Below are 21,992 nucleotides of genomic sequence, written 5' to 3'. Positions count from 1 at the left end.
GCGCCCGTCGAATGGCAATACCAAGTCACGCCAGTCCGCGCGAGCGCGACCGACTTCGTGCCGCCGGAATCGACGGTGCTCCGTCGCTGTCCTGGGTTCGCGCCGAGCCCCGCGCGGCGGGCGATCTCCTCGCCCGCCGCGGGCGGGCGAGCGCGGCGCCGGCTCAGAACGAGTAGCACGCGAAGTAATTCAGCTGCGCGTCGTACTCGCAGATGCCCGAGCAGCACTCATCGTCGTTGTTGCAGAGGTAGCCCTTGCCCTTCTTGCAGCTGAGGGTGCAGTCGACGGTCCCCGGCGGGCACACGTTGGTGCACTTCGAGCCCTCGCAGGTCACGGTCCCGCCCTCCGGCTCTTCGCATGGCGTGCAGTTGTCGCGGTTCTCCCCGCAGATCGGCGGGTAGTCGACGAAGCACTGGCCGCCGCACTCCTGGTAGCCGTCGTCGCAGGTCGCGCCGCACTTGCCGTCGATGCAGGCCGGTGACCCGTTGGCGACCGCCGGGCACACCGTGCAGCTGTTGCCGCAGGCGGCGGCCTCCTTGCACGGCTGACAGATACCGTCCTTCAGGTGATATCCCTCGCCGCACACACATTTGTGCGTGACGGTGTCGCAGACCTCCTTGATCGGGCACTGATCGGAGAATTGACAGCCAGGCACGCATTGTTTGGTGTCCAGGGAGCAATAGCTGAGCCCTGGGCAGCTCATCGGCGTGCAGTTCTCGACGACGACGCACTCCGAGTCCTGGCACACCTCGCCGGTGGCGCAGGCGTTGCCGCAGCCGCCGCAGTGGGCCGCGTCGCCAGCCAGATCCGCGCAGCCGTCCTCGCACTGCGTGAGGCCCTGCGGGCAGCCCGGGGTCGTGCCGGTGGTCGGGCCGGGATTGTCGCCGGTGGAGGACGAGCCATCGCTGGTGGTCGGAGGATTGGACGGATCGTTCGTCGTCGGCGAGGAGGGGCTCTGGACGCAGATGTTGGAGAAGCAGCTCAACCCTCCCAGGCACTGCGTGCCCTGGGCACACGCACACCCCTCGGCGCCGGGCGTGCACTCGTCGTCGCCGGCGTTTCCGCATCCGGCCAACCACAGAGTCAGCACGCTGATACTCCACAAGGAACCAATTTTGCCGCGGCTCATCGCGCGACTCTACCAAGCCCCGCAGCCTGGAGGACGCAGGGCGATCGACGGGACGATTACAGGTCCATTACAGCGGCGCCGGCCGCCGGGGAGCGCCTGGCGGCCGCCGAGCCGCTCGAGCTCGCGGTGGAAGCTGAAGTCGCAGGTCGGGCTCGAACACGGCGCTTGCCGCCCCGCCACTCCGGTCTCTCCGGCCCGCTGGCGTTCGCATCGCGGGTGAAGCAACCGCGGCCTTCGCAGGGGAGCAAAATCGAGCGATCGGGGCCGCGGCGTGGCTTCTCTTCACACGCGGCCGCGATCGATCATCGTGCGGCGATTGCCGAGAGCGATGGAATCACGTCACTCAGGGGTGGCGGCACTGGTGGCAATTACTCCTCCTCGAGCACGAAGGTCACCTTCATGACGACGCGGTAGGCGGCGATCTCGCCGTTGTCACACACGAGCTCCTGGTCCTGGACCCACGCGCCGCGGATGTCCTTGATCGTCCTGGACGCGCGCTCGATGCCGCGGTCGATGGCGTCCTGGAAGCTGCTGGTCGATTGTGAGGTGATCTCGACGATCTTGGCGACACTGTTCTCGGCGCGAGCGTTCGGCATGCTTGGTTCCTCCGGGCCACGAAGCATGGGCCGATTCGTCGCCGGGTCGAGCGGCCTCGGCGAGCGTCGTCGCGGCTCGACCTGCACGGCCGGCTCGCGCCGGTCGGCGCCCGGCGGGCGAGCGGCCCGGGCGCGCCGCGGCGACGCTGCCGCCAGGCCGGGCTGTCGTCGCCGCAAGGACATGTCCTTCGAGACACGTCGATGGATCGTGGGTGCAATGAATGTCTGCTAGGACATATCCTTTGAGGCATGTCGATGGACCGCAGGTGCAATGAATGTCTGCTAGGACATGTCCTCGCGGTCTTGTCTCACGTCAACCGCGCCAGGGCGCCTTGCACGTGGATGTCGTCGACCTCGCGCAGCATGTCCGCGCCGCGCGAGCCGTCGAGGCCGAGCTTGCGACACCCCTCGAGGAGGGCGAGGTGCACGCCCCAGTGGACCCGTGGGGGCGCTTCCAGGAGCGGGAGGAGCTCCGCGAGCTCGCGGGCGGCGTGCAGCTCGATCAGCGCGTGCACGGCGCGCCGGCGGACCGTCTGGCGCGGGTCGTCGGCCACGAGCCGGGCCAGGAGCGGGATGGCCTCGGCGGGCGGAGCGTGGGCCACGTAGGTCGCCAGCGTCTCCTCGGCGCACGCGCCCGTGACACGCGGATGCGCGAGGCATGTGCGGGCGCACTGCGCAGCGGCGGCGTTCGGCGTCGTCTTGCCGAGGGCGTGCATCGCGGCCTGCATCACGCCGTATCGCGGGTCGCCGGCGAGCCGGAGCAGCGCGTCGTGCTCGCCCCACGCGGCGAGCAGGTGCCCGCACGCGCCGCGCACCCGCGGGTCCGGGTGCGCGACGAGGAAGGGCACGAGGCGCGCTCGATCGACCGGACCGACGAGCGAGGGGCTCTCTCGCAGTCGGCGCAGCTTCTCGCTCCACGCGCCGTCCGGGGCTGAGCTCGACCGGCGGCGAGGGGTTGTCCTCCACCTCGTCGCTGTCCGGCGAGAGCAGCAGCTCGACGGGCGCGACGGCGGTGTGCGGCGACGGGATCGTGGAGGCGCCCGAGGAGTGCGACGACGGCAACGCCGATCCGGACGACAACTGCGCGTCTTGCCTTCGGGCCAGGTGGGTGTTCGCCACGAGCATGCTGCTGTCGCCGGAGCTGATCGGGGGGCTGGCCGGCGCGGACAGCCTGTGCGCGCAGCTGGCCCTGCAGGCGGGGCTGGGCGACAACTGGCAGTCGTACCGGGCGTGGCTGAGCGACTCTCACGAGAGCGCGGGGGAGCGGATCTTCGCCGGGTTGGGTCGCTACCGGCGGCGCGACGGGGTGGTGATCGCAGAGAACTTCGAGCAGTTCCTGTTCCAGGGCCACTACGGCAGCAGCGGCGTGGTCGACGGGAGCTGGACCTTTCACACCCCGATCCGGCGGTCAACCCGACCAGTTGTCTTGCCAACCTGCGGCTCTACGGCTTCGAGGGCGAGTGAGACGCGACCTCAAGCGCGCCGGCTGACGGACGTGGTGATGTCGGCGAGCGCGGCCTGAGCGATGGTTCGCTGTCCACATCCTGCCGTGCGCGCCGCGGCACGGGTGCGCAAGATTCATGAGTATAGTGACGACGAATGAGAAGGGCTCATCTGTCGCAGGGGACAGGTGGTCTCACTCGCCGGCGAACCGCACCTGCGCGACGGTGCCGATCCGCAGCGACGTGGCCGGCTCGCCGTCCATCAGGCGGGCCTCGGCGAAGATGAGGCGCGTGCCGACCTCGATCTCCGGGGCGACGGTGATGACCTCGCCGGCGATCGCGGGGCCGTCGGCGAAGGTCACCGTGACGGGAGCGCCGAGGCGCAGGGCGTGGCTGCGGGCCTCGGGGACGGCGAAGCGGAGCACGCGGGCGTCGGAGATCAGGCGCACGACGGGCTCGCCGGCGGTCAGGGTGGCGCCGGCGTCGACGTGGCGGCTGGCGATCACGCCGGCGAACGGGGCGCGCAGCTCGGACTCGGCGATCCGCGCGGTGGCCTCGTCCATCTTGCTGCGCTGCTGCGACTGCGAGGCGCCGGCGCTGCGCTTGCGCGCGGCGGCCAGCTTCTCGGCGTAGCGCTGCTCGCGGAGCTCGGCGCGCGAGACGTAGTCCTCGAGCTGCTCGACGTCGGCCCGCGTCATCCTGGCCCGCTCGAGCTCGAGCGTGAGCCGCTCGAGCTCGGCGGTCGAGGCCTTCCACGCGGCGGTCGCGGCCGCCAGCTCGTTGCGATCGCCGCGCACGTCCATCGCGGCGACCACGTCGCCCTCGTTCACGTGATCGCCGACCTCGAGGTCGAGCCGCGCGAGCCGCGAGAAGCCCGACGACACCAGCACGACCTCGGCCTCGGGCACGAGCACGCCGACCATCGGCGCGGGGGCCGGGGCCGGCGACGGCGCGGGGGCAGGCGCGGGGGCCGGGTCGAGCGCCGCGGCGGGGGCCGGCGGGGCCTCGCCGCAGGCGGACGCCAGCGCCGCTACCCACAATGCCCGAACGGACATGCCCTTTAGAGCATGTTTTGTGAATGGAGACGTCACGGCGCCTCCCGGTCGTACAGGCGGCGGTATTGTGGGCAGCGCGCGAGCAGCTCGGCGTGGCGGCCGGCGTCGACCAGGCGGGCCTGGTCCATCACCAGGATCACGTCGGCGTCGATCACGGTGCTGAGGCGGTGGGCGATGACGATGCGGGTGCAGCGGAGGGCGGCGAGCGAGCGCTGGATGGCCGCCTCGCTGACGGTGTCGAGGTTGCTGGTGGCCTCGTCGAGCAGGAGGATCGCGGGGCGGCCGGCCAGCGCGCGGGCGAGGGCGAGGCGCTGCCGCTGCCCGCCGGACAGCGAGGCGCCGCCGTCGGCGAGGATCGTCTCGTAGCCCATCGGCAGGGCCGCGATCGCGTCGTGGATCGAGGCGGCGCGGGCGGCGGCGACGACCTCCTCGAGCGTCATCTCGGGGTGGCCGAGGGCGATGTTCTCGCGGATCGACACGCCGAACAATTCGCCGCGCTGGGTGACGACGCCGAGCTGCTCGCGCACGCTGCGGAGGTCGAGGCCGGCGAGGTCGAGGCCGTCGTAGAGCACGCGGCCCTGCTGCGGGCGGTAGAGGCCGACCAGCAGCTTGGCGAGGGTCGACTTGCCGGCCCCGGAGGCGCCGACGACCGCGACGAACTGACCCGGGGCGATGTCGACCGTGACGTCGACGACCGCCGGCGGCACGCTGTCGGAGTAGCGGAAGCCGACCGCCTCGGTCTGGATCCGGCCCGACAGCGGCGGGGCCCGCTTGACCCGCACTGGGTCCTGCTCGGGCTCGGACTGCATGACGTCCTCGATGCGCTCGAGGTAGCTGCCGAGCAGCTGGAACTTGAGCGTGACCGCGACCAGCGCGGACAGCGGGCCGAGGAAGCCGGCGCCGAGCGCCGACAGGCCGAGCATGGCGCCGAGGCTGAGATCGCCGGCGAGCACCAGCATCGCGCCGGTGCCGAGGATCACGAGCGGCGCGGCCATGGCGAAGCTGCCGAGCAAGGCGCCGATCAGCGCGTCGAGGCGACCGCGCCGCAGCGAGACGTTGAGCGCGTCGACGAACAGGTTGGACCAGCGGTCGACGGCGCGGAACTCGGCGCCCATGCTCTTGAGCGTCTCGATGCCGCCGAGCATCTCGACCTCGTAGCTCGAGGTCTTGGCCTGCGCGGCCAGGCCCTCGCTCATCAGCTCGCGCTGGACCCGGCGCGTGGCCCAGTAGAGCGACAGCTGCACCGCCCCGAGCGCGACGACGACGGCGCCCATGGTCGGGCTGGCCCAGAAGATGAGCACGAGGTAGAGGCTGACGAGGGTGCCGTCGAGCACCGCCGACAGCGCGCCGGAGGTGAGGATCTCGCGGACCACGGCGTTGCTGCCGAGCCGCAGCATGAGGTCGCCGGTCGAGCGCCGCTGAAAGAAGGCGTAGGGCAGGTCGACGAGGTGATCGAGGAAGCCGATCGTCATGTCGGCGTCGAGCAGGGTGCGCAGCTGGACCAGCAGGTTGGCGCGCACCCACGAGCTGATGAAGGTGAACAGCACCATCATCACCAGGCCGAAGCCGAGCACCTGCAGCAGGCCGAGGTCGCCGCGCGGGAGGATCCGGTCGACGAGCAGCGTGGTCATCAGCGGCAGCGCCAGCGCGAGCAGCTGCACGAGCACCGACATCAACAGCGAGCGGCTCCACAGCGCCGGGTAGGCGAGGATCCGCCCGAGGTAGCGGCGCACGAGCGGTCGCCGCCGCCGCTCGGGCGCGAACGCCTCGCCCGGCTCGAGCAGCAGGGCCACGCCGGTGAACGCCTGGTCGAACTCGGCCGGCGAGATCCGCCGCCGCCCGTGCGCAGGATCGAGGATGTGGATCCCGCGGCGATCGAGGCGGTCGAACACGACGAAGTGGTTGAACTCCCAGTGCAGGACGGCGCCGCGCGGGACGAGCCGCAGGTCGTCGAGGTCCTCGACCTGGACGCCGCGCCCGCGCAGGCCGTAGCCGCGGGCGGCGCGGAGGATGCCGAGCGCGCTGACGCCGTTGTGGTCGGCGCCCATGGCCCCGGCGAGCTCGTCGAGCCCGACCTCGCGGCCGTGGTAGCGCAGCACCATCGCCAGGCAGGCCGCGCCGCAGTCGGCGGCGGTCATCTGCTGCACGTGCTCGAGCTGCCCGCGCGGCCCGATCACGCCGAGCCGCTGCAGCGCCGGGAAGCGGCTGGCCAGCGCGCGGTCGTGCTCGGGCGAGGTGCTCATGGCGGGCGCCGATCCTAGAAGTGCTGCAGGGCCGGGACCAGGGTCTCGAGGATGGTCGCCGAGCGCACCTTGGCCTCGAGCGTGCCCTGCATGCCGTCGTAGACGCGGTACTCGGTGCCGTCGGCGACGAAGGTGTCGGACGGCAAGACGGTGACGACGACCACGACCGGACCGTCGAGCGCGAGCGCACCCTCGCGGTCGCGCCCGAGGTAACGCATGGCCTCGGCGGGGCCGACGACCTCGTCGGCGACCGAGCGCACGACGACGTCCTGGCGGCTGTCGGGGAAGCCCTCGAGCGCGAGCGTCAGCCGCGTCTCGGCGGCGCCGAGCAGCGGCCGGTAGTGGCCGGGGAACAGGCCGACGACGACGGTCTGGGCGCTGTCCTGCTCGACGGCGACGACGGCGTCGCCGGGCGCGAGCGCTTGCCCCGGCCGCACGCGCACGTCGGACACCACGCCCGGCTCCGGCGCGACCACCGAGCGCTCGGCCGCCCGCGCGCGCGCGAGCTGCAGCTGACCGTCGAGCGCGGCCAGCCGCTCGCGCCGGGTGTCGTCGGCCGGCTCGCGCAGCAGCTCGACCAGGCGCTGCTCGTACTCCCGCTCGACCCGCTGCAGCTCGGCCCGTTGCGAGGCGTCGTCGAGGCGCACGAGCACCTCGCCGGCGGCGACGCGCTGGCCGAGCCGCACCGGGATGTGCTGCACGGTGCCCGGCGCCGAGGTGGTGACGACGAGCCGGCCCTCGCGGCGGACCACGGCGCGGCCCTCGGCGTACTCGCCGACGCGCACTGTGGCGGCGAACACCAGGCCGGCGCCGACCAGCGCCAGCGTGACCGTCACGGCCCAGCGCGTCCACGAGGGCACGATGTGCAGCGGGTGCCCCGGCCGCGACGCGCGGCGATGGGCCTCGAGCGCCGCGTCGCGGAAGATGACGCGCCGCGCCGCCGCGGTCGTCGCTGCCTCGCTCGTGCTGGGCTCGGTCACCGTGTCTCCCGCGCTCCGCGCCGGTCGCTCACGCGGACCGATGAGCGACGAGAGCGTCGCACAGCGGCCCGCGGATGTCGACGCCCGCGCGCTGCTCGAACCCGAGGAACATCGCCGAGGGGTTCAGCTCGAGGATCTTGTAGCGCCCGTGGCGGTCGGCCTTGATGTCCATGCCGGTGTAGCGCAGGCCGATGACCTCGGCCGCGCGTACGCACTCGCGCGCGACCTGGTCGTCGAGCGCGATCGCCTCGATGCGCTGCTCGTGCTGGCGGAAGTCGATCGCGTCGGTGACGATCCGCAGGGCGCACACGACCCGGCCGTCGATCACGTACACGCGCACGTCGTCGCCGGGCAGCAGCTCCTGGAAGCACACCGGAGCGGCCTGGAGCTTGCCGAGCCGCTCGTCGGTGAGGTCCTTCGCCTCGACCTTGCGCGTGGCGGCGCCGCCGGCCACCGGCTTGTACACCGCCTCGTGCTCGCTGCAGAACGCGCGCACGGCCGCGGGATCGTTGCTCCACAGGGTGGCCGGCACCGGCAGGCCGGCCGCCTGCAGCAGCGTCAGCTGGAACGGCTTGGTGATGTTGTGCGAGAGCGACGTCGGGTTGTAGGTCGCCGAGCCGAGCGCCTCCCAGCGCAGCAAGATCGCCGACAGCAGCGTCGACCGCTCGCGGAACGCCAGCGTGGTGCGGCGCCAGTCCTCCTTCATCGCCTCGTCGGCGTCGACGCCGTAGGCCGCCGGGCTCTGGTAGAGGCTGCGCACGTAGACCGACGCCGGCCGACCCACGCGCCGGCCCTCGATCACGACCGCGTCGGGCGCCTCGCCCAGCGCGATCGGCAGGTCCTCGGGGAAGCGCTGGGCGTCGAGCACCACCGGCTCGCAGCCGCGCGCGCGCACTCCCTCGTAGATGGCGCGCGCGTGCGGGTCCGCGAGCGCGCCGACGATGACGATCGGGGAATCGGACATGGCGGGAAAATTCGGGAAGGGAAGAGGAGATGAAGGCTCGATTGCGAGGTGCCGGGGGGCAGCGGACCGCCCCCCGGCGGTGCGAAGGACTACTCCTCGCCCAGCGCCTTGGTGGTGGCGTTGTCCTCCTCGCCGACGGCGAGGGTGGTGTAGATCGGCTCCTCCTCGCCGATGGCGAGCGTGGTGGCCTCGGGGCCCTCCTCGCCGATGGCTTGAGTCGTGAAGATCGGGCCCTTGCCGCCGGTGACCTGGCCGAGGTCCTCGATGAACAGGTCCTTCAACTGCTTCTTGCTCTTCTTGTCGTTCTTCATTGTTCGTTCTCTCTCTATTTGCTGGTAATGAACAAAGGAAATCACAGGTCGCCGCGATGCGACGAACACGCCCTCGCGGAGGCGACATTCGCGCCGCCGGCGAGGTGCTGAGAATGCACGATCGGTCGCGTCGCGGCACCATGATTTTTTCATCGGTCGAGTCCGCCGAGGTCACATCGGACTCGACCGATATCGGTGATCCGGCCGCAGGGATGGCGCAGACCCGCTCGCAACGCCGGTTTTTCTGCGGCTCTACGCCCCCACATGGAAGCAGATCGAGCGCAATTTCGGGAGTGCTATGTGTGTATCTCCGCTCGAATGGTGGGGACCGCGCATTGTGCGGCGAACGCGAAGCGTGGATCTCCCCGCGCGCGTCGAGCACACATTCGCGGAAATCATTGGTGTGATCGACGTCACCCGATTTCTGCGGCTGGCGTGTCCGAGCGGGCCTGTCGGCGGACATAGGCGGGTTTTCAGCGAGCGGACGTCCGATCGGGCCTGTCCGCGGACATACGGTTTGTGCGAGGAGGCGGATCATCGCAAATCACCATAGTCGACGATCGAGGCGTCGTCGGCGAATCTGCCAGTGACTACCAGGTGAACTCGGGTGTGCGGGCCGTGGACCCCGACCGCGGCCCCGCGGACCGTTCGACGATCGCGGGCTCCCGCCGCAGACGCGGTTCGGGCTACCCTCGGCGCATGCCGATCAAGCATCTCCGTGCAGTCATCGCCGTCGCGGCATTCGTGGCAGTCCCCGCCTGCGGCGCGCAGCAACCCGGCGCGCAGCGAGCAGCCGGGTCGGCCCCGGGGCCCGCGCCCGAAACGGAGCGCGGCCCGGACCCGCGCGTGCAGGAGCTCGAGCAGGAGCTGGCGGACACCAAGCGCGCGCTCGACGAGCAGAAGGCGGAGAGCGAGGCGCTCCGCAAGTCGGAGTCGGAGCTCAAGGCCAAGGCCGACGAGGCCGCGGCGCTGCAGACCAAGCTCGCCGAGGTCGTCGGCAAGTTCGGCGACGTGACCACCGAGGACGGGGCGGTGCGCGTCGAGCTGGTCGACAAGATCCTGTTCCCCGTCGGCGAGGCCGACCTCACCGACAACGGCCGCAAGGTGCTGGCGGAGGTCGGCGCGGCGCTCAAGGACATCGACGACAAGCAGATCTGGGTGCAGGGCCACACCGACGACTCGCCGATCGTGGTGCGCAAGCCGAAGGGCCCGCCGCCCGCGCCGAAGGTCGAGGCGCCGAAGGGCAAGAAGGGCGGCAAGGTCAAGGCCGAGGAGCCGCCGGCCGGCAGCGACGCGGTGCTGCCCTTCATCACCAACTGGGAGCTGTCGGCCGCGCGCGCGCTGACCGTCGTGCACTACCTGCAGGACGAGGCGAAGGTCGATCCGGCGCGCCTGGCCGCGGTCGCGTTCGGCCAGTACCGCCCGAACAGCAAGTCGAAGGCGAAGAACCGCCGCATCGAGATCGTGCTGTACCCGCGGGCCAAGCTGGCGCCGAAGTGATCGCGGGCGGCAGGCGTGCGAGCGACGGGCGAGCGTCGCCGCGGGTGACCGCCTCGCAGCCGGGAAGTGCTGCCGCTCGACGGGCAGACCGATGCCTCGTGCGCCGGGGCTCGAGCGGCCGATCGCCGGCCCTCGTGCCCGTCCGCTGCGCTGGCGAGCGTCGACCGCGCGGACTGCAGGACCGGCACCGATGCGGGACCGCGGCGAACCCTGCTCGTGGGCGCCGTTCATCGGACCTGGGGGCGACTCTGCGCACCCTCCTGGGGGCGCGGGCCGACGATCTCGGACGCAGGCCGCGAGCCGCGCAGCGCCGGCATGACGACGACGGCGTCGCCGACCACGGCCAGGCGTGGCATGCTGCGAAACATGTGGAGCTCGCGCTCTCGGCAGGTGACGCTGGCGACGGCGGTCCTGTCGCTCGTGTCCGGGTGTGCGGTGCCCATGGAGTCCGAGGCCGAGCCGTTGCCGCCGCCGAGCGCGTACGACGTGCTCACAAACCGCTGCGACGGCGGCGACGGGGCGGCCTGCGTCGAGGTGGGGACGCAGTACCGCGAGCTCGGCGAGCTGCCGCTGGCGGCGGCGTACTTCCGGCGCGCGTGCGACCTCGCCAACCCGTTCGGCTGCGCCGCCCTGGCGCGCGCGTGGGACCGCGGCGAGGGCCTCGAGCGCGACCCGGCCGCCGCGACCTCGCTCTACGTCTCGGCCTGTCTCGGAGGACATGCCCCTTCGTGCATCTCCGCCGCGGCCGGCGTCGGCGCGCCCGACTCGGCCGAGTTCATGCGCCGGGGCTGCACCGCCGAGCCCGCGCTGTGCCGGCCGCGCCCCGAGCCCAGCCTCACCGGCGTCGACCCGCTCGACCAGGCGAACGTCGTCCTCGTGATGGCGGCCCGCCGCGACGACCTGCGCGACTGCTATCGCCGCTCGCTCGCGCAGCGCCTGACGCTGCGCGGGCGGGTCGCGCTCGAGATCGCCATCTCCGGCGACGGCCGGGTGCGGGCCGCGGCGATCGTCGAGAACATCCGCGAGGCCCCCGAGGTCGGCGCCTGCGTGCTCGAGGTCATCGGCAACACCGCGTTCGCGCCGACCACCTCGGGCGAGCTGGCGGTGATCCCCTGGCGCGTGCAGTTCGAGCCGGAGCGCTGAGACGCGGCGCCGCCGACGCGGCGTGGCGAGGGCACGCGGCCGATGTCGTGCCGTGTGAGTCGGCGCGGCACCTCCTGTCCTGAAGGCCATGTCATGAGCCGCGCGGGCCGTGCGGCCGGCGGGTCTCGAAATGCCGCCATGTCGCGATCGGCGTGCTCCTGTCGCCGCCCTCGTCCGCGGCGAACCGCGGTCCGCCGGCCATGCGAGCCCTCTCGTCGCGTCATCATAGATGTCTCTCGGAACATGTCAGTGGATTGACCGTCGCGGCCGTGCCCACATTGGCGATCGCGCGAGCGCCCGTCGACGGTGCGCCCGACCACGGCGACGGCGCGCGGGCGCCCGCGAGGTCGCCGCGCCGCGTCACAGCGCCGGCGGTCGGCGCTGGCGCGGCCCGCGAGCGGCGATACGTTGACTGTGATGATTCGCCTCCCCCTCATCCGCATGGCGCGGCTCGTCCTCCCGGGCGTCGCCCTCGTCGCTTGCGTCTACGACGGCAGCGGCGTCTCGGCGGGCGCCGGTATGGCGACCACCGCGGCGGAGACGACCGCGACGATCGTCGCGCCGACCACGGGCACCGCCGACGCGACGGGCGACGCCACCTCGAGCTCCACCGGCGAGCCGCAGACGACCGGGCCGGGCACCACCACCGGCGCCGTCGAGCCCGAGCCATCGACGGGTACGACCACCAGCGGCACGACCACGGGCGGCACCACGGACGAGGACGACGACGAGCACGCCCTCGATTTCGAGAGCGACATTCAGCCGATCTTCTCCGATTATTGCACCTGCCACGGCGACGGCGATCCGTCCCCCGACCTCGGGGTCGGCCGCGCCTACGAGAGTATCGTTCGTGAACGCGCGGACGACGTGAAGTCGATGGCCCTGGTCGAGCCCGGGCAGCCGGACGAGAGCTACCTGTGGCACAAGATCGCCGGCACCCACGACGAGGTCGGCGGCAAGGGCAAGCGCATGCCGCCGAGCGACCTCCTGCTCGACAGGGACCTCGACCTCATCGAGGCGTGGATCGCCCAGGGCGCGCCGCCCTGAGCCGGTGGGGCCAATGCGTCGCCGACGAACGCGACAATCGTCAGTGCCGGGCGTCGTCTTCAAAGAGGGGTCCGGGCCTTGCCGACGTCGCGGTCCGCGCGGGCCCGGCGGCGCGGGCGCGGCCTCGCGGCCGGCGAATTGCGCTACCATCCCGGCCCCATGCGAGGCGCGGTTCTGTTCAATGGCAATGCCGAGACCGTCGACGTGCTGGTGCAGATGGCGGCGCCGCTGCTGCTGTCGTCGCGGCACGAAGACCCCCAGGTCGCCCGCTCGCGGCGCACCCTGCTCGTCACCGCCGCCTGGGGCGACGGCGAGCACGACGAGGCCCACGTCAAGCGGTCGCTCAACAACATCGGCCTGCACTCGCACTACGAGGGCGGCTACGACCAGACGCTGGTCAACCTCTCGCTGCTGCACGAGGTCCGCGGGCTGGCGCGCACGGCCCCGCGGCTGCTGGCCGCGTGGCACGAGGAGCGGCGGATCGCCGAGATGGCGCGGGCCTTCTACCTCGAGCACAACGCCCACCTGATCTCGCTGTTCCGCCGGACCCTCGCGGTCGCCAAGCGCGAAGACCCGGCGATCACCGTGGCCCGCCTGGCCGGCGCGCAGGGCCACTACGGCACCGGCGGACGGCTGCTGCGCTACACGCTGTCGCGCGAGCTGCGGCACGCGCTCGACACCCTCGAGGCCAACGACGATCACCTGGTCGACCTGCTCGACCAGATCGAGCAGCGCACGTTCGACGCCGTCGGCCTGGCCTACGACCCGGCCTGGCGGGCCGCGCAGGAGCGGCTCGAGCGGCGGATCCTCGCGGCCAACAGCATCATCCTGTTCGGCGGTCACCTCGACCTCCTGCTCGACGCCCTGCGGTTCTTCCGCCTGCGCGACGTCCTCGCCGAGGCGCTCCGCCGCGGCACCCAGCTGGTGGCGATGTCGGCCGGCGCGATGGTGCTGTGCGAGCGCGTCATCATCTACAACGACTTCGCCACCAAGCGCCGCGACTTCCAGCTGTACGACCGCGGCCTGGCGCTCGTGCGCGACATCCAGCTGTTCCCGCACTGCACCGAGCGGATCCAGACCGACGACCCCGACAACCTCGCCTACCTCGCGCGCCGCTTCCGCCACCACGCGTGCGTCGGCCTCAACCAGCGCTCCTTCCTGCTGTTCGAGCCAGGCGTGCACAAGGCCGCGAGCGTCGGCGAGGACGACTGCGTCTACGTGTTCGACCCCGAGGGCCGCAAGCTCAGCTACCACCGCGGCGAAGTGATTCGCATGTGACGCCGCCGGCGGAGCGCGAGCGCGACCCGATACGCCCGCGATCGCGAATCGCGTCACCGCACCCCGGCGGATCGCACGCATGCAGCGCGGTCGCCGGGGCGTTTGTGCGCGTCTCATCCGCCCGTCGATTGCAGCGATCCCGCGGCGGCTGCGCATGTCGTCGGGGCCTCTCGTAGGTATCAGCCCTCTGCGCGGCGCCCGCGAGCGGCCGCGCGCGCGGGCGATGAATGGGCCGAGAGCACGCGCCGGCGACGAATGGCGTTCAATCGCCCAATCCATGGCGAGCGGAGCCGCTCGTCGACCCATCGCGCGGCGAGATAACAATGAATAGAGGCGCGTCGAGGAGCCGGGGCGGCGCGAGTCGGCCCGGGCGGGCGGACGCCGCGATTCGGCGCCGTTCGAGGCGCGGCGAGGAACCCGGCCCTCGGCCCGCTTTCGCCCGTGTTTGACGGTCTGTTGAGTCCGGTCCATCTAACCGGCGCCCGTCATGGGCCAAAAGGATGACCGGGCGACGAACTGCCGAATGGGGCGTCGCTGGCTCATCGACGGCATCGGCGAGGGTATCCGCAGGCGTGAGGGGCCGGCGGGGCGCCCTCGCGTTGCCGGAAGATCCACAGACCGAAGCACGAGAACGATTGAGAGTGAGGGTATATGGGGAAACAGCAGCTGGACAACAATGACATGCAAATGCTCAACCAGGCCATCCAGGCGGCCGTGCAGCAGATGCAAGGCGGATTCGGGCAGCAGTTCGGCGGCTTCGGCGGCCAGATCCCCGAGGCACAGTTCGAGCAGTTGTCCGAGGTGGTGCACGATCGGCTCCGCGAGGCGATCCGCGAGAAGGTGGTCGACGCCGTTCACCATCGCCTGATGGAGGCGATGAAGGATCGCGTCCGCGACCTCGTGCGCCAGCGCCTCGGGCAGGAGCTTCGGAACGCCTTCCTCGAAGGTTTCGGCCCGGGCGGCTTCAACCTCGAGACCGTCACGAACCGGGTGAGCGAGCGCTTCAGCGAGGTGGTCCACGAGCGCCTCGTCGAGGTCGTCCGCGAGCGCGTCGGCGACGCGATCCGCGAGCGGTTGCACAACACGATCCGTGAGACCCTCAGCGAGGGTCCGACCGCGCAGCTCTTCGACTGGAACACGACGGACAGCGTCGCCCTCAAGATCCGCGAACGCATCGAGCCCGAGATCCGCGAGCGCATCGTCACCATGGCCCGCGAGCGGCTGCGCGAGGCGGTCCGCGAGCGCGTGCAACAGGCCTTCCGCGAGCGGCTCCCGGAGGCGCTGAACGCGGCCATCTCGCAGGCGAAGGCGAAGGGCGGGGATTTCGAGGTCATCGTCATGCTCGTCCGCGACAAGCTGATCGACACGCTCGAGCGGCGCCTGGGCGAGGGCATGCGGGACCGCATGCGCGAGCTCATCCGCGACGGGATGGAGGAGGGGGTCCGCGAGCGGCTGCGCGAGGTGGTCCGCGTCGCCCTGGTCGAGCGGTTCACCGGCGGCCAGCCCGGCGGCGGCATGGGGTACTACCCCGGCTACGGCGGGCAGTACGGCGGGCAGTACGGCGGGCAGTACGGCAGCTTCATGATGGAGCATCTCCGCGAGCGGATCATCGAGAACGTCCGCGACCGCGTGGGCGAGGCGGTGCGCGAGCGCCTCGAGTCGCTCGTCAAGCAGAAGCTCGAGGACACCCTCCGCGAGCGGCTGGGCGGCGCCCTCCGCTCGGTCTGCGCCGAACAGATGACGCTCGGCGGGGGCTTCAACCCGGAGCAGATCGTCGACGGCCTGCGTTATCGCCTGATCGAGAGCGTCCAGCACGACCTGGTCGGCGCGGTCCACGAGTGCATCGGCGACGCCCTGCGCGAGCGCTTCGGCGAGGCGGTGTGGAGCGCCATCTCGCAGCGATGAGTCTGCACGGGTGATGCGAGCGCCGGCCACCGCGCCGCGCCCTCACGGACGATCCGCGCCGGAGCTCGGCCGCGAGGGCGCGTTCGCCTCGCGGCGAGCTCCACGGCCTCGCCGCGGACGAGCGGCGCGACGGCGGCGGAGCAGCGCGGCCAGGGCCAGCAGCAGCGGGCCCGAGGCGCTCGTGCCCGGGCGGCAATCGCATTCGATCAGATCGCCGACCGCGTCGGCGAGCTCGTCGTCCTCTTCCTCCGCTTCCTCGTCGTTCTTCGGGAACAGGCACTCGCCGATGTCCTCGCCCAGCGACGTGCAGACGAGGCCGAAAGCGCAGCCGTTCCCGAGCGCGCGGCAGCCGTCGACGCAGTAGCCGTCGACGTCGCAGACCCGTCCGCTGAAGGGACCGCCGCAGTGGCTGTCGGCCAGGCAGATCAGGCACAGGTCGTCGATGGTCCCGTCGCAGTCGTTGTCGAGGCCGTCGCACAGCTCGAACTGGGGGAGGGCGGGCTGGCCGTCGCACACGACCGCGCCGAATTCGTCGCACGCGAGCGCGCCGGGCGTCTCGCACTCGCCGAGGCCGAGCGAGCAGGGTCCGCCGACCTGGAAGCCCTCGTCGATGGTCCCGTCGCAGTCGTTGTCGAAGCCGTCGCACAGCTCCGGGCCCGCGGGCTCGCACACGCAGGTGCTCGACAGCGGGTCGCAGGACTCGAATGCCCCGCAGTCGCCATCGTCGATGCATTCGACGCAGACGTTCGGCGTCGGCCCGAGGTCGCACAGCGGGACCTCGAACGGGCACAGGGTGGTCTCGTCGCACTCCTCGACCAGGAAGCCCTCGGCCTCCAGCTCCTCCACGAACGGCGGCCCGCCGAGCAGGCCCGCGGCGCTCACCCCGGCCGCGTGGACGAGGATCCCCTCGGCGTTGTCGTCGATGACGGCCTCGAAGCGGACCGTCGTCGACTCGCCGACCAGCAGGACGCCGCCCGCGAGCTCGTCCGCGCCGGCGCCGAGGCGCACCGTCAGCTCGCCGTCGATGTGCTCGCCGTGGTCGTCGCCCTCGACGTCCGACAGCACCGCGGCCTGCGGGCCGTCGGTGATCTCGAGCGTGCCCGGCACGAACGTCAGGCCGAACGGCAGCACGTCGGTGAGCACCGCGTCGACGGCGGCGTCGGTGCCGACATTGGTCACCGTGACGTTGAACTCGAGGACGTCGCCGGGCACGCAGGCGCCGCCGTTGAGGTCGACCACGAGCTCGACGATCTCGAGCAGCGGCGTCGCGGTCTCGGCCGACACGACGATCGTGGCGAGGGCGACCGCGTCCTCGACGGTGAGGACGGTCAGCGGCAGGAACGTCTGCACCGGGTCGATGAACTCGGTGATGTCGAAGACGTCGAGGTCGAGGCCGGACATGCTGGCCGGCAGCCCCGACAGCCGCGGCAGGTCGCCGGCGACCGCCATCGGGAAGCCGAACATCGAGCGGGTGCCGTTGAAGAAGTCGTCGGTCGGGTTGAGGCCGTCGCCGACCGGCAGGTCGCCGAGCAGCAGCTGGTCGCCGATGGCCTCGTGGTCGCCGGCGAACGCGGCGACGCCGAGCCTGCCGCTGAGGCCGGCCAGCGGGGCGATGAAGCCGGACAGCGTCGTCTCGAGCGGCTGCCACGGGAGGATCAGGTCGAGGCCCTCGAAGATGTTGATGCTGCGCAGCGGGTCGCCGGGCCGCTCGAACACGACCACCATCCACCAGCCGGCGAACACCTCCTCGTCGAGCAGTCCGGCGAACGGGCGCACCTCGACGCCGGACACGCGGAACAGGCCGGGCCCGCGGTCCACGACCAGCTCCGACACGTCCACGGTGCACACGTAGCTGCCGTCGAAGCCGACGAAGCAGGCGTCGGCCGCGAGGTCGACGTCGATGAACCCGGGCCGCTCGAGCCGCACCGTCGAGTCGGCGGCGGCGATCGCCAGCTGCGCGCCCCAGTACAGGAACGCGTGCGTGGCCACGGCCCCGGGCGGCAGCAGCAGCACCGCGGAGCTGCGCGCCTCGGTGTGGTCGATCGCCGTGCTGGCGATCGCCGCCCCGCCGATCGGCGTGTCGGATCGCCAAAGCACGTCCGCCCCGCCGTCGGCGATCGCCTGGCCGCAATTGCCCACCGTGCCGACGACCGGGGCGGGGATCTTGGGCGAGCAGTCGTGCGCCAGGGTGTTGCCGAACAGCACGAAGTCGCCGCGCTGGACGATCTGCGCCCGCGGCAGCGGCTCCGCGCGGGCCGGGGCGCCGTCCAGCGCGCTCGCGGCCAGCGCAGCGATGATCGTTCCTCCCAACCGGCCCCGCCGCATCGCTCGCTCCGTGGCGATGAAATGTGCGCGCGGCGACCGATATTTCCTGCGACCCGTCGCACAGCTCGCGCCCGCGCGGAATCGACGGAGACGGCCCGACCGCCGGTATACATTTGTGGCAGCGCCGGCATTGACGGGTCCGCGCGGCGCGACGCACATTGCACATTCTCGGCGGGCGCGGGCGCGCCTGGCCGGCGGTCCCCGATGCGAATGCGTGAATCATCGATCGATCGCGCGGCGATCGTCGCGGCGGCGCGTGAGATCTACGCCACCGAGCGGACAGTCGTCCTCGCAATCTGCTCCGGTTCGTCTCGCCGATCGATCAATGCCTGCAGGACGATGTCGCGGCGCGAGGGTCCTCCCCGCGACGCACCCGCGGGCGCGACGGACACGGCCGATCGTGCGGCTCGCCCGGGTACTGCGTCGGAGGCGACGTGGCAAGCGCCCCGCAGCGAGCTGGGCCGCGTCCGCGGCCGGCGCCCGCGTCGCGGCCGCGCCGGGGGGCTCGCGCGCGAACTCGCACCGGCGTATCATGCCGCGCATGGCGAAGGCAGAGCGGCTCGTGCTGGTCGACGGCTCCTGGCTCATTTACCGGGCCTTTTTTGCGATCCCGGCCAACCTGCAGACCAAGACGGGTCTGCCGACCAACGCGATCTTCGGGTTTGCGACGATGTTCCGCAAGCTGTTCTCCGGGCGCATGCCGGAGCGCGGGGCGGTGGTGTTCGACTCGCCGGCGCAGACGCACCGCGAGAAGCAGTTCCCGCAGTACAAGGCGCAGCGGCCGTCGATGCCGAGCGAGCTCGGGCAGCAGCTGGCGACGATCGATCGCGTGGTCGCGACCAATCGCTTCCCGCTGCTGCGCGTGCCCGGCTACGAGGCCGACGACATCATCGCCACGCTGGCGCGGCGCGGCGTCGAGGCCGGGCTCGAGGTCGTGATCGTCGCCGGCGACAAGGACCTGGCGCAGATGGTCGGCGAGCACGTGCGCATGCAGGACACCATGCGCGACGTCACCTACGACGCCGAGCTGGTGCGCAAGAAGTGGGGCGTGCCGCCGGCGCGGATCCCCGACCTGCTGGCGCTCATGGGCGACAGCGTCGACAACATCCCCGGCGTTCCCGGCATCGGCCAGAAGGGCGCCGCCGCGCTGATCGAGAAGTACGGCTCGCTCGACGGCGTGTTCGAGCACATCGACGAGCTCAAGGGCAAGCAGAAGGCCGCGCTCGAGGAGCACCGCGAGGCGGCCAAGTTGTACCGCCGGCTGGCGACCGTCGACGACCGCGCCGAGCTCGACGTCACCCTCGACGCGCTCCGCCTCGGGCCGCCCGACCCCGCCGAGCTCGACGCGCTCTACCGCGAGCTCGAGTTCTTCTCGCTGCTCACCGGCGGCGCCGACGCGAAGCTCGGCGACATGCCCGACATCGAGGTCGAGGTGCCGACGACGCCGGAGGCCGCGCGCGCGGCGATCGACGCCCTGCCGGCGGGCCAGCCGGTGGCGATCGTGCCGCTGTACGAGCCGCCCGCGCGGGTCCACCACGCGGAGCTGGTCGGCCTGGCGCTCGCCACCGCGAAGCGCAAGCCGCTCTACCTGGCGTTCCGCGGCGTCGGTCAGGCGCTCGGCGAGCCGGCGATCGAGCTGCTGCGCGGGCTGCTGGCCGACGCCTCGCGGCCGAAGTTCGTCCACGACGTCAAGCAGCTGGCGATCCTCTGCTGGCGTCACGGCCTCCAGCTCGGCGGCGAGATCCTCGACACGATGATCGCCTCGTTCCTCGTCGACCCCGTCAAGTGCATCCCGCACGGCCTCGACCAGGTCGCCCGCGAGTACGTGCAGCGCTCGATCCCCGCCGCCACCTCGCTGCTCAAGAGCGGCAAGTCGGCGCGGCCGCCGAGCGCGGTCGAGATCGCGGCCGCGGCCACCTACGCGGCCCAGCTGGCCGACGTCGTCCTCGCGCTCGGGCCGGTGCTGCACACGCGGCTGGCCGAGGCCGGGCAGGCGGCGCACTGGCAGGCCGTCGAGCACCCGCTCGCGTACGTGCTGGCGCGCATGGAGCTGGCCGGCATCCGCGTCGACCGCGACGACCTCACGCGCATGGGCGAGGAGTTCGCCGCGCGCAAGGCCGAGATCGAGGCCCGGATCTACGCGCTCGCCGGCCACGAGTTCAACATCGGCTCGACCAAGCAGCTGGCCGACGTGCTGTTCGAGGAGCTCAAGCTGCCGGTCATCAAGAAGAACAAGACCGGCTACTCGACCGACGCCGAGGTGCTCGAGCGGCTCGCGCCCAAGCACGAGATCGCCCGCCAGATCCTGGCCCAGCGCGAGCTGGCCAAGCTGATCAACACCTACACCGACGTGCTGCGTGAGGCGATCGCGCCCGAGACCGGGAGGATCCACGCCAGCTTCCAGCAGACCGTCGGCGTGTCGGGGCGGCTCATCTCCACCGATCCCGACCTGCAGCGCACGCCGATCCGCACGCCCGAGGGCAAGCGGATCCGCCGGGCCTTCGTCGCCGCGGAGGGGCTGCGGATCGTTTCGGCCGACTGGAGTCAGATCGAGCTGCGGGTGCTGGCGCACTTCAGCCAGGACCCGCGCCTGCTCGAGGCGTTCCGCGACAAGCTCGACCTGCACCGCCGCACCGCCGGCCTGCTGTTCTCGGTCGCGCCCGAGGACGTGACGAAGGAGCAGCGCAACGTCGGCAAGACGGTCAACTTCGCCACGATCTACGGCCAGGGGGCGACGGCGCTGGGGCAGATCCTCGGGGTCGCCCGCAAGGACGCGCAGCGCTACATCGAGAGCTACTTCGAGTACTACGCCGGGGTCCGCCGCTGGCTCGACCGCACGATCGCCGAGGCCCACGAGAAGGGCTACGTGACCACGCTGCTCGGCAGGCGGCGCTGGATCCCGGAGCTGTCGAGCCGCAACGACACCGATCGCGCGGCCGGCGAGCGGATCGCCGCCAACACCCCGATCCAGGGCTCGGCGGCCGACCTGTGCAAGCTGGCGATGCTGCAGATCGACCGCGAGCTGCCGAAGGTGGCCCCGCACGCGCGCATGCTGCTGCAGGTCCACGACGAGCTGGTGTTCGAGGTGCCCGAGGCCGAGGTCGCGGCGACCACCGATCTGGCGCGGCGGGTGATGGAGCGACCGCACCCGCTCGACGTGCCGCTCGAGGTCGGCATCGGCGTCGGCCAGAGCTGGGGCGACGCGCACTGAGGTGCCGTCGCTGCTGGCCGCGTCGCGCGGCTACGCGAGCGCCTGCGTGCGAACCACCGCGACGACACGCGCGGCGAGCCGGTGCGTCCGGACAGCGAGCACGGCCGATCGGGGCCGGAGGTCACGCGGGGCCGCCCTCGCCGAGCCCTGCGATCGCCGCGCTCGGCGAGAGCCCGAACAGGGCGCGAAAGCTGCGCGAGAGATGGGCAGTGTCGGCGAAGCCCGCGTCCATCGCCGCGGTGCGCACCAGCACGCCCGCCTCGATCTGCCGCGCCGCGTGCTGAAGCCCCGACCACAGCTTGAACGCGCGAAACGTCAGACCTGTCGCGGCCTTGAAGCGGCGCAGGGCCTGTGTCCGCTCCATGCCGAGCCGCCGCGCCAGCTCGGTCTGCGGCATCCGCATCATCGGGTCGGCCTCGATCGCGCGCACGATCGCGGCCATGCCGCTCGCCAGCGGCGCGGTGGCCAGGCCCAGGCGCGCGCGCAGTTCGGCGATCGCATCGGCCTCGCCCCCGATCGCGCGCGCGGCCAGTCGGGCGATCGCGCCCGAGGCCGCGACCGCCAGCGGCGCCGTGAAGGGAAAGGCGAGGCCGTTCAGGTAGAGCACATCGGCGCCGCGCTCGGCGAAGGAGACGCAGTGCGTGACCTCCGGCCGCACGACGAGCACGTCCCCGGTCACGCGCCCGCCTGCATCCGCCACCGTCACCGGCCCGGTTCGCCCGACGAGCAGCGCCAGCGCCGGATTGGGGTGGGCCGCGAGCCGCCGGACCCCCACCGGGTAGATCGGACTGCTGAACGGCGAGGGCGGATCCGTCATGGTCGCGAGGATCGGCGTTGGGCCGGGGGGACGCAAGCTGGACGAA

At 72.0% G+C, this 21,992-nt stretch carries 18 protein-coding genes; 7 read left to right on the top strand and 11 right to left on the bottom strand.

From position 1 onward, the window contains the following. Window positions 1-163: 163 nt before the first annotated feature. From K7C98_RS22020 to K7C98_RS22010, 3 genes are all read right to left on the bottom strand, one after another. The gene (locus K7C98_RS22020) at window positions 164-1,129 is read right to left on the bottom strand and encodes a hypothetical protein (RefSeq protein ID WP_224193692.1); all 966 of its coding nucleotides are present in this window, start codon (window positions 1,127-1,129) and stop codon (window positions 164-166) included. 368 nt (window positions 1,130-1,497) lie between these two features. Beyond that, complete coding sequence (locus K7C98_RS22015) at window positions 1,498-1,725, bottom strand: dodecin family protein (RefSeq protein WP_224193691.1); 228 nt, start codon at window positions 1,723-1,725, stop codon at window positions 1,498-1,500. A gap of 308 nt (window positions 1,726-2,033) precedes the next feature. Further along, entirely contained in the window at window positions 2,034-2,573 is a 540-nt protein-coding gene (locus K7C98_RS22010) for a HEAT repeat domain-containing protein (RefSeq protein WP_224193690.1), read from the bottom strand. A 107-nt stretch (window positions 2,574-2,680) separates the two neighbouring features. Between K7C98_RS22010 and K7C98_RS22005 the strand changes: the two genes are divergently transcribed. Next, window positions 2,681-3,247, top strand: a complete 567-nt coding sequence (locus K7C98_RS22005; protein ID WP_224193689.1) for a DUF4215 domain-containing protein — start codon at window positions 2,681-2,683, stop codon at window positions 3,245-3,247. Window positions 3,248-3,361: 114 nt separating this feature from the next. On the opposite strand, the gene K7C98_RS22000 is transcribed toward K7C98_RS22005, so the two are convergent. The 5 genes from K7C98_RS22000 to K7C98_RS21980 all read right to left on the bottom strand — a co-directional run bounded on the left by K7C98_RS22000 (window position 3,362) and on the right by K7C98_RS21980 (window position 8,720). Then, entirely contained in the window at window positions 3,362-4,222 is an 861-nt protein-coding gene (locus K7C98_RS22000; protein ID WP_224193688.1) for an efflux RND transporter periplasmic adaptor subunit, read from the bottom strand. Between the two features lie 32 nt (window positions 4,223-4,254). Next, window positions 4,255-6,465, bottom strand: a complete 2,211-nt coding sequence (locus tag K7C98_RS21995; protein WP_224193687.1) for a peptidase domain-containing ABC transporter — start codon at window positions 6,463-6,465, stop codon at window positions 4,255-4,257. A gap of 14 nt (window positions 6,466-6,479) precedes the next feature. After that, window positions 6,480-7,445, bottom strand: a complete 966-nt coding sequence (locus K7C98_RS21990) for an HlyD family efflux transporter periplasmic adaptor subunit (RefSeq protein ID WP_224193686.1) — start codon at window positions 7,443-7,445, stop codon at window positions 6,480-6,482. Window positions 7,446-7,473: 28 nt separating this feature from the next. Then, window positions 7,474-8,409, bottom strand: a complete 936-nt coding sequence (locus K7C98_RS21985; RefSeq protein ID WP_224193685.1) for an ATP-grasp domain-containing protein — start codon at window positions 8,407-8,409, stop codon at window positions 7,474-7,476. A gap of 89 nt (window positions 8,410-8,498) precedes the next feature. Then, the gene (locus K7C98_RS21980; RefSeq protein WP_224193684.1) at window positions 8,499-8,720 is read right to left on the bottom strand and encodes a hypothetical protein; all 222 of its coding nucleotides are present in this window, start codon (window positions 8,718-8,720) and stop codon (window positions 8,499-8,501) included. Window positions 8,721-9,419: 699 nt separating this feature from the next. Between K7C98_RS21980 and K7C98_RS21975 the strand changes: the two genes are divergently transcribed. Continuing rightward, window positions 9,420-10,220 (top strand): OmpA/MotB family protein, encoded by an 801-nt coding sequence (locus K7C98_RS21975; protein ID WP_224193683.1) that lies wholly within the window; start codon window positions 9,420-9,422, stop codon window positions 10,218-10,220. 227 nt (window positions 10,221-10,447) lie between these two features. On the opposite strand, the gene K7C98_RS43820 is transcribed toward K7C98_RS21975, so the two are convergent. Further along, window positions 10,448-10,576 carry a hypothetical protein gene (locus K7C98_RS43820; RefSeq protein WP_263429709.1) on the bottom strand — a complete coding sequence of 43 codons (129 nt, stop codon included), beginning with the start codon at window positions 10,574-10,576 and terminating at the stop codon, window positions 10,448-10,450. Between the two features lie 10 nt (window positions 10,577-10,586). Here K7C98_RS43820 and K7C98_RS21970 point away from each other — a divergent pair, with 10 nt between their 5' ends. The 4 genes from K7C98_RS21970 (at window position 10,587) to K7C98_RS21955 (ending at window position 15,593) form a co-directional block, all read left to right on the top strand. Next, window positions 10,587-11,363, top strand: a complete 777-nt coding sequence (locus K7C98_RS21970; protein WP_224193682.1) for an AgmX/PglI C-terminal domain-containing protein — start codon at window positions 10,587-10,589, stop codon at window positions 11,361-11,363. A gap of 417 nt (window positions 11,364-11,780) precedes the next feature. Continuing rightward, window positions 11,781-12,410, top strand: coding sequence for a hypothetical protein (locus K7C98_RS21965; protein ID WP_224193681.1), 630 nt, complete (start codon window positions 11,781-11,783; stop codon window positions 12,408-12,410). 159 nt (window positions 12,411-12,569) lie between these two features. Then, window positions 12,570-13,688 carry a Type 1 glutamine amidotransferase-like domain-containing protein gene (locus K7C98_RS21960; protein WP_224193680.1) on the top strand — a complete coding sequence of 373 codons (1,119 nt, stop codon included), beginning with the start codon at window positions 12,570-12,572 and terminating at the stop codon, window positions 13,686-13,688. A 681-nt stretch (window positions 13,689-14,369) separates the two neighbouring features. Continuing rightward, window positions 14,370-15,593 carry a hypothetical protein gene (locus K7C98_RS21955; RefSeq protein ID WP_224193679.1) on the top strand — a complete coding sequence of 408 codons (1,224 nt, stop codon included), beginning with the start codon at window positions 14,370-14,372 and terminating at the stop codon, window positions 15,591-15,593. Window positions 15,594-15,635: 42 nt separating this feature from the next. On the opposite strand, the gene K7C98_RS21950 is transcribed toward K7C98_RS21955, so the two are convergent. Then, window positions 15,636-17,903, bottom strand: a complete 2,268-nt coding sequence (locus K7C98_RS21950; RefSeq protein WP_224193678.1) for a MopE-related protein — start codon at window positions 17,901-17,903, stop codon at window positions 15,636-15,638. A gap of 556 nt (window positions 17,904-18,459) precedes the next feature. On the opposite strand from K7C98_RS21950, the gene polA reads away from it, so the two are divergent. Continuing rightward, complete coding sequence (polA, locus tag K7C98_RS21945) at window positions 18,460-21,129, top strand: DNA polymerase I (protein WP_224193677.1); 2,670 nt, start codon at window positions 18,460-18,462, stop codon at window positions 21,127-21,129. A gap of 121 nt (window positions 21,130-21,250) precedes the next feature. Here the strand turns inward: polA and K7C98_RS21940 are convergent, their stop codons facing one another. After that, a complete protein-coding gene (locus tag K7C98_RS21940; RefSeq protein WP_224193676.1) occupies window positions 21,251-21,982 on the bottom strand; it encodes a helix-turn-helix domain-containing protein in 732 nt (243 codons plus the stop codon). Window positions 21,983-21,992: the final 10 nt, after the last annotated feature.

The organism is Nannocystis pusilla, from assembly GCF_020073745.1.
Classification (GTDB): Bacteria; Myxococcota_A; Polyangia; order Nannocystales; family Nannocystaceae; genus Nannocystis; species Nannocystis radixulma.
The sequence above is the reverse complement of the archived record's forward strand: the minus strand, read 5'-3'. Positions and strand labels throughout refer to the sequence as shown.

Coding starts and splice junctions, on each gene's coding strand:
- K7C98_RS22020 (WP_224193692.1), bottom strand. CDS start 1,129: ATGAGCCGCGGCAAAATTGGTTCCTTGTGGAGTATCAGCGTGCTGACT.
- K7C98_RS22015 (WP_224193691.1), bottom strand. CDS start 1,725: ATGCCGAACGCTCGCGCCGAGAACAGTGTCGCCAAGATCGTCGAGATC.
- K7C98_RS22000 (WP_224193688.1), bottom strand. CDS start 4,222: ATGTCCGTTCGGGCATTGTGGGTAGCGGCGCTGGCGTCCGCCTGCGGC.
- K7C98_RS21995 (WP_224193687.1), bottom strand. CDS start 6,465: ATGAGCACCTCGCCCGAGCACGACCGCGCGCTGGCCAGCCGCTTCCCG.
- K7C98_RS21985 (WP_224193685.1), bottom strand. CDS start 8,409: ATGTCCGATTCCCCGATCGTCATCGTCGGCGCGCTCGCGGACCCGCAC.
- K7C98_RS21980 (WP_224193684.1), bottom strand. CDS start 8,720: ATGAAGAACGACAAGAAGAGCAAGAAGCAGTTGAAGGACCTGTTCATC.
- K7C98_RS21975 (WP_224193683.1), top strand. CDS start 9,420: ATGCCGATCAAGCATCTCCGTGCAGTCATCGCCGTCGCGGCATTCGTG.
- K7C98_RS43820 (WP_263429709.1), bottom strand. CDS start 10,576: ATGCCACGCCTGGCCGTGGTCGGCGACGCCGTCGTCGTCATGCCGGCG.
- K7C98_RS21970 (WP_224193682.1), top strand. CDS start 10,587: ATGTGGAGCTCGCGCTCTCGGCAGGTGACGCTGGCGACGGCGGTCCTG.
- K7C98_RS21965 (WP_224193681.1), top strand. CDS start 11,781: ATGATTCGCCTCCCCCTCATCCGCATGGCGCGGCTCGTCCTCCCGGGC.
- K7C98_RS21960 (WP_224193680.1), top strand. CDS start 12,570: ATGCGAGGCGCGGTTCTGTTCAATGGCAATGCCGAGACCGTCGACGTG.
- K7C98_RS21955 (WP_224193679.1), top strand. CDS start 14,370: ATGCAAATGCTCAACCAGGCCATCCAGGCGGCCGTGCAGCAGATGCAA.
- polA (WP_224193677.1), top strand. CDS start 18,460: ATGGCGAAGGCAGAGCGGCTCGTGCTGGTCGACGGCTCCTGGCTCATT.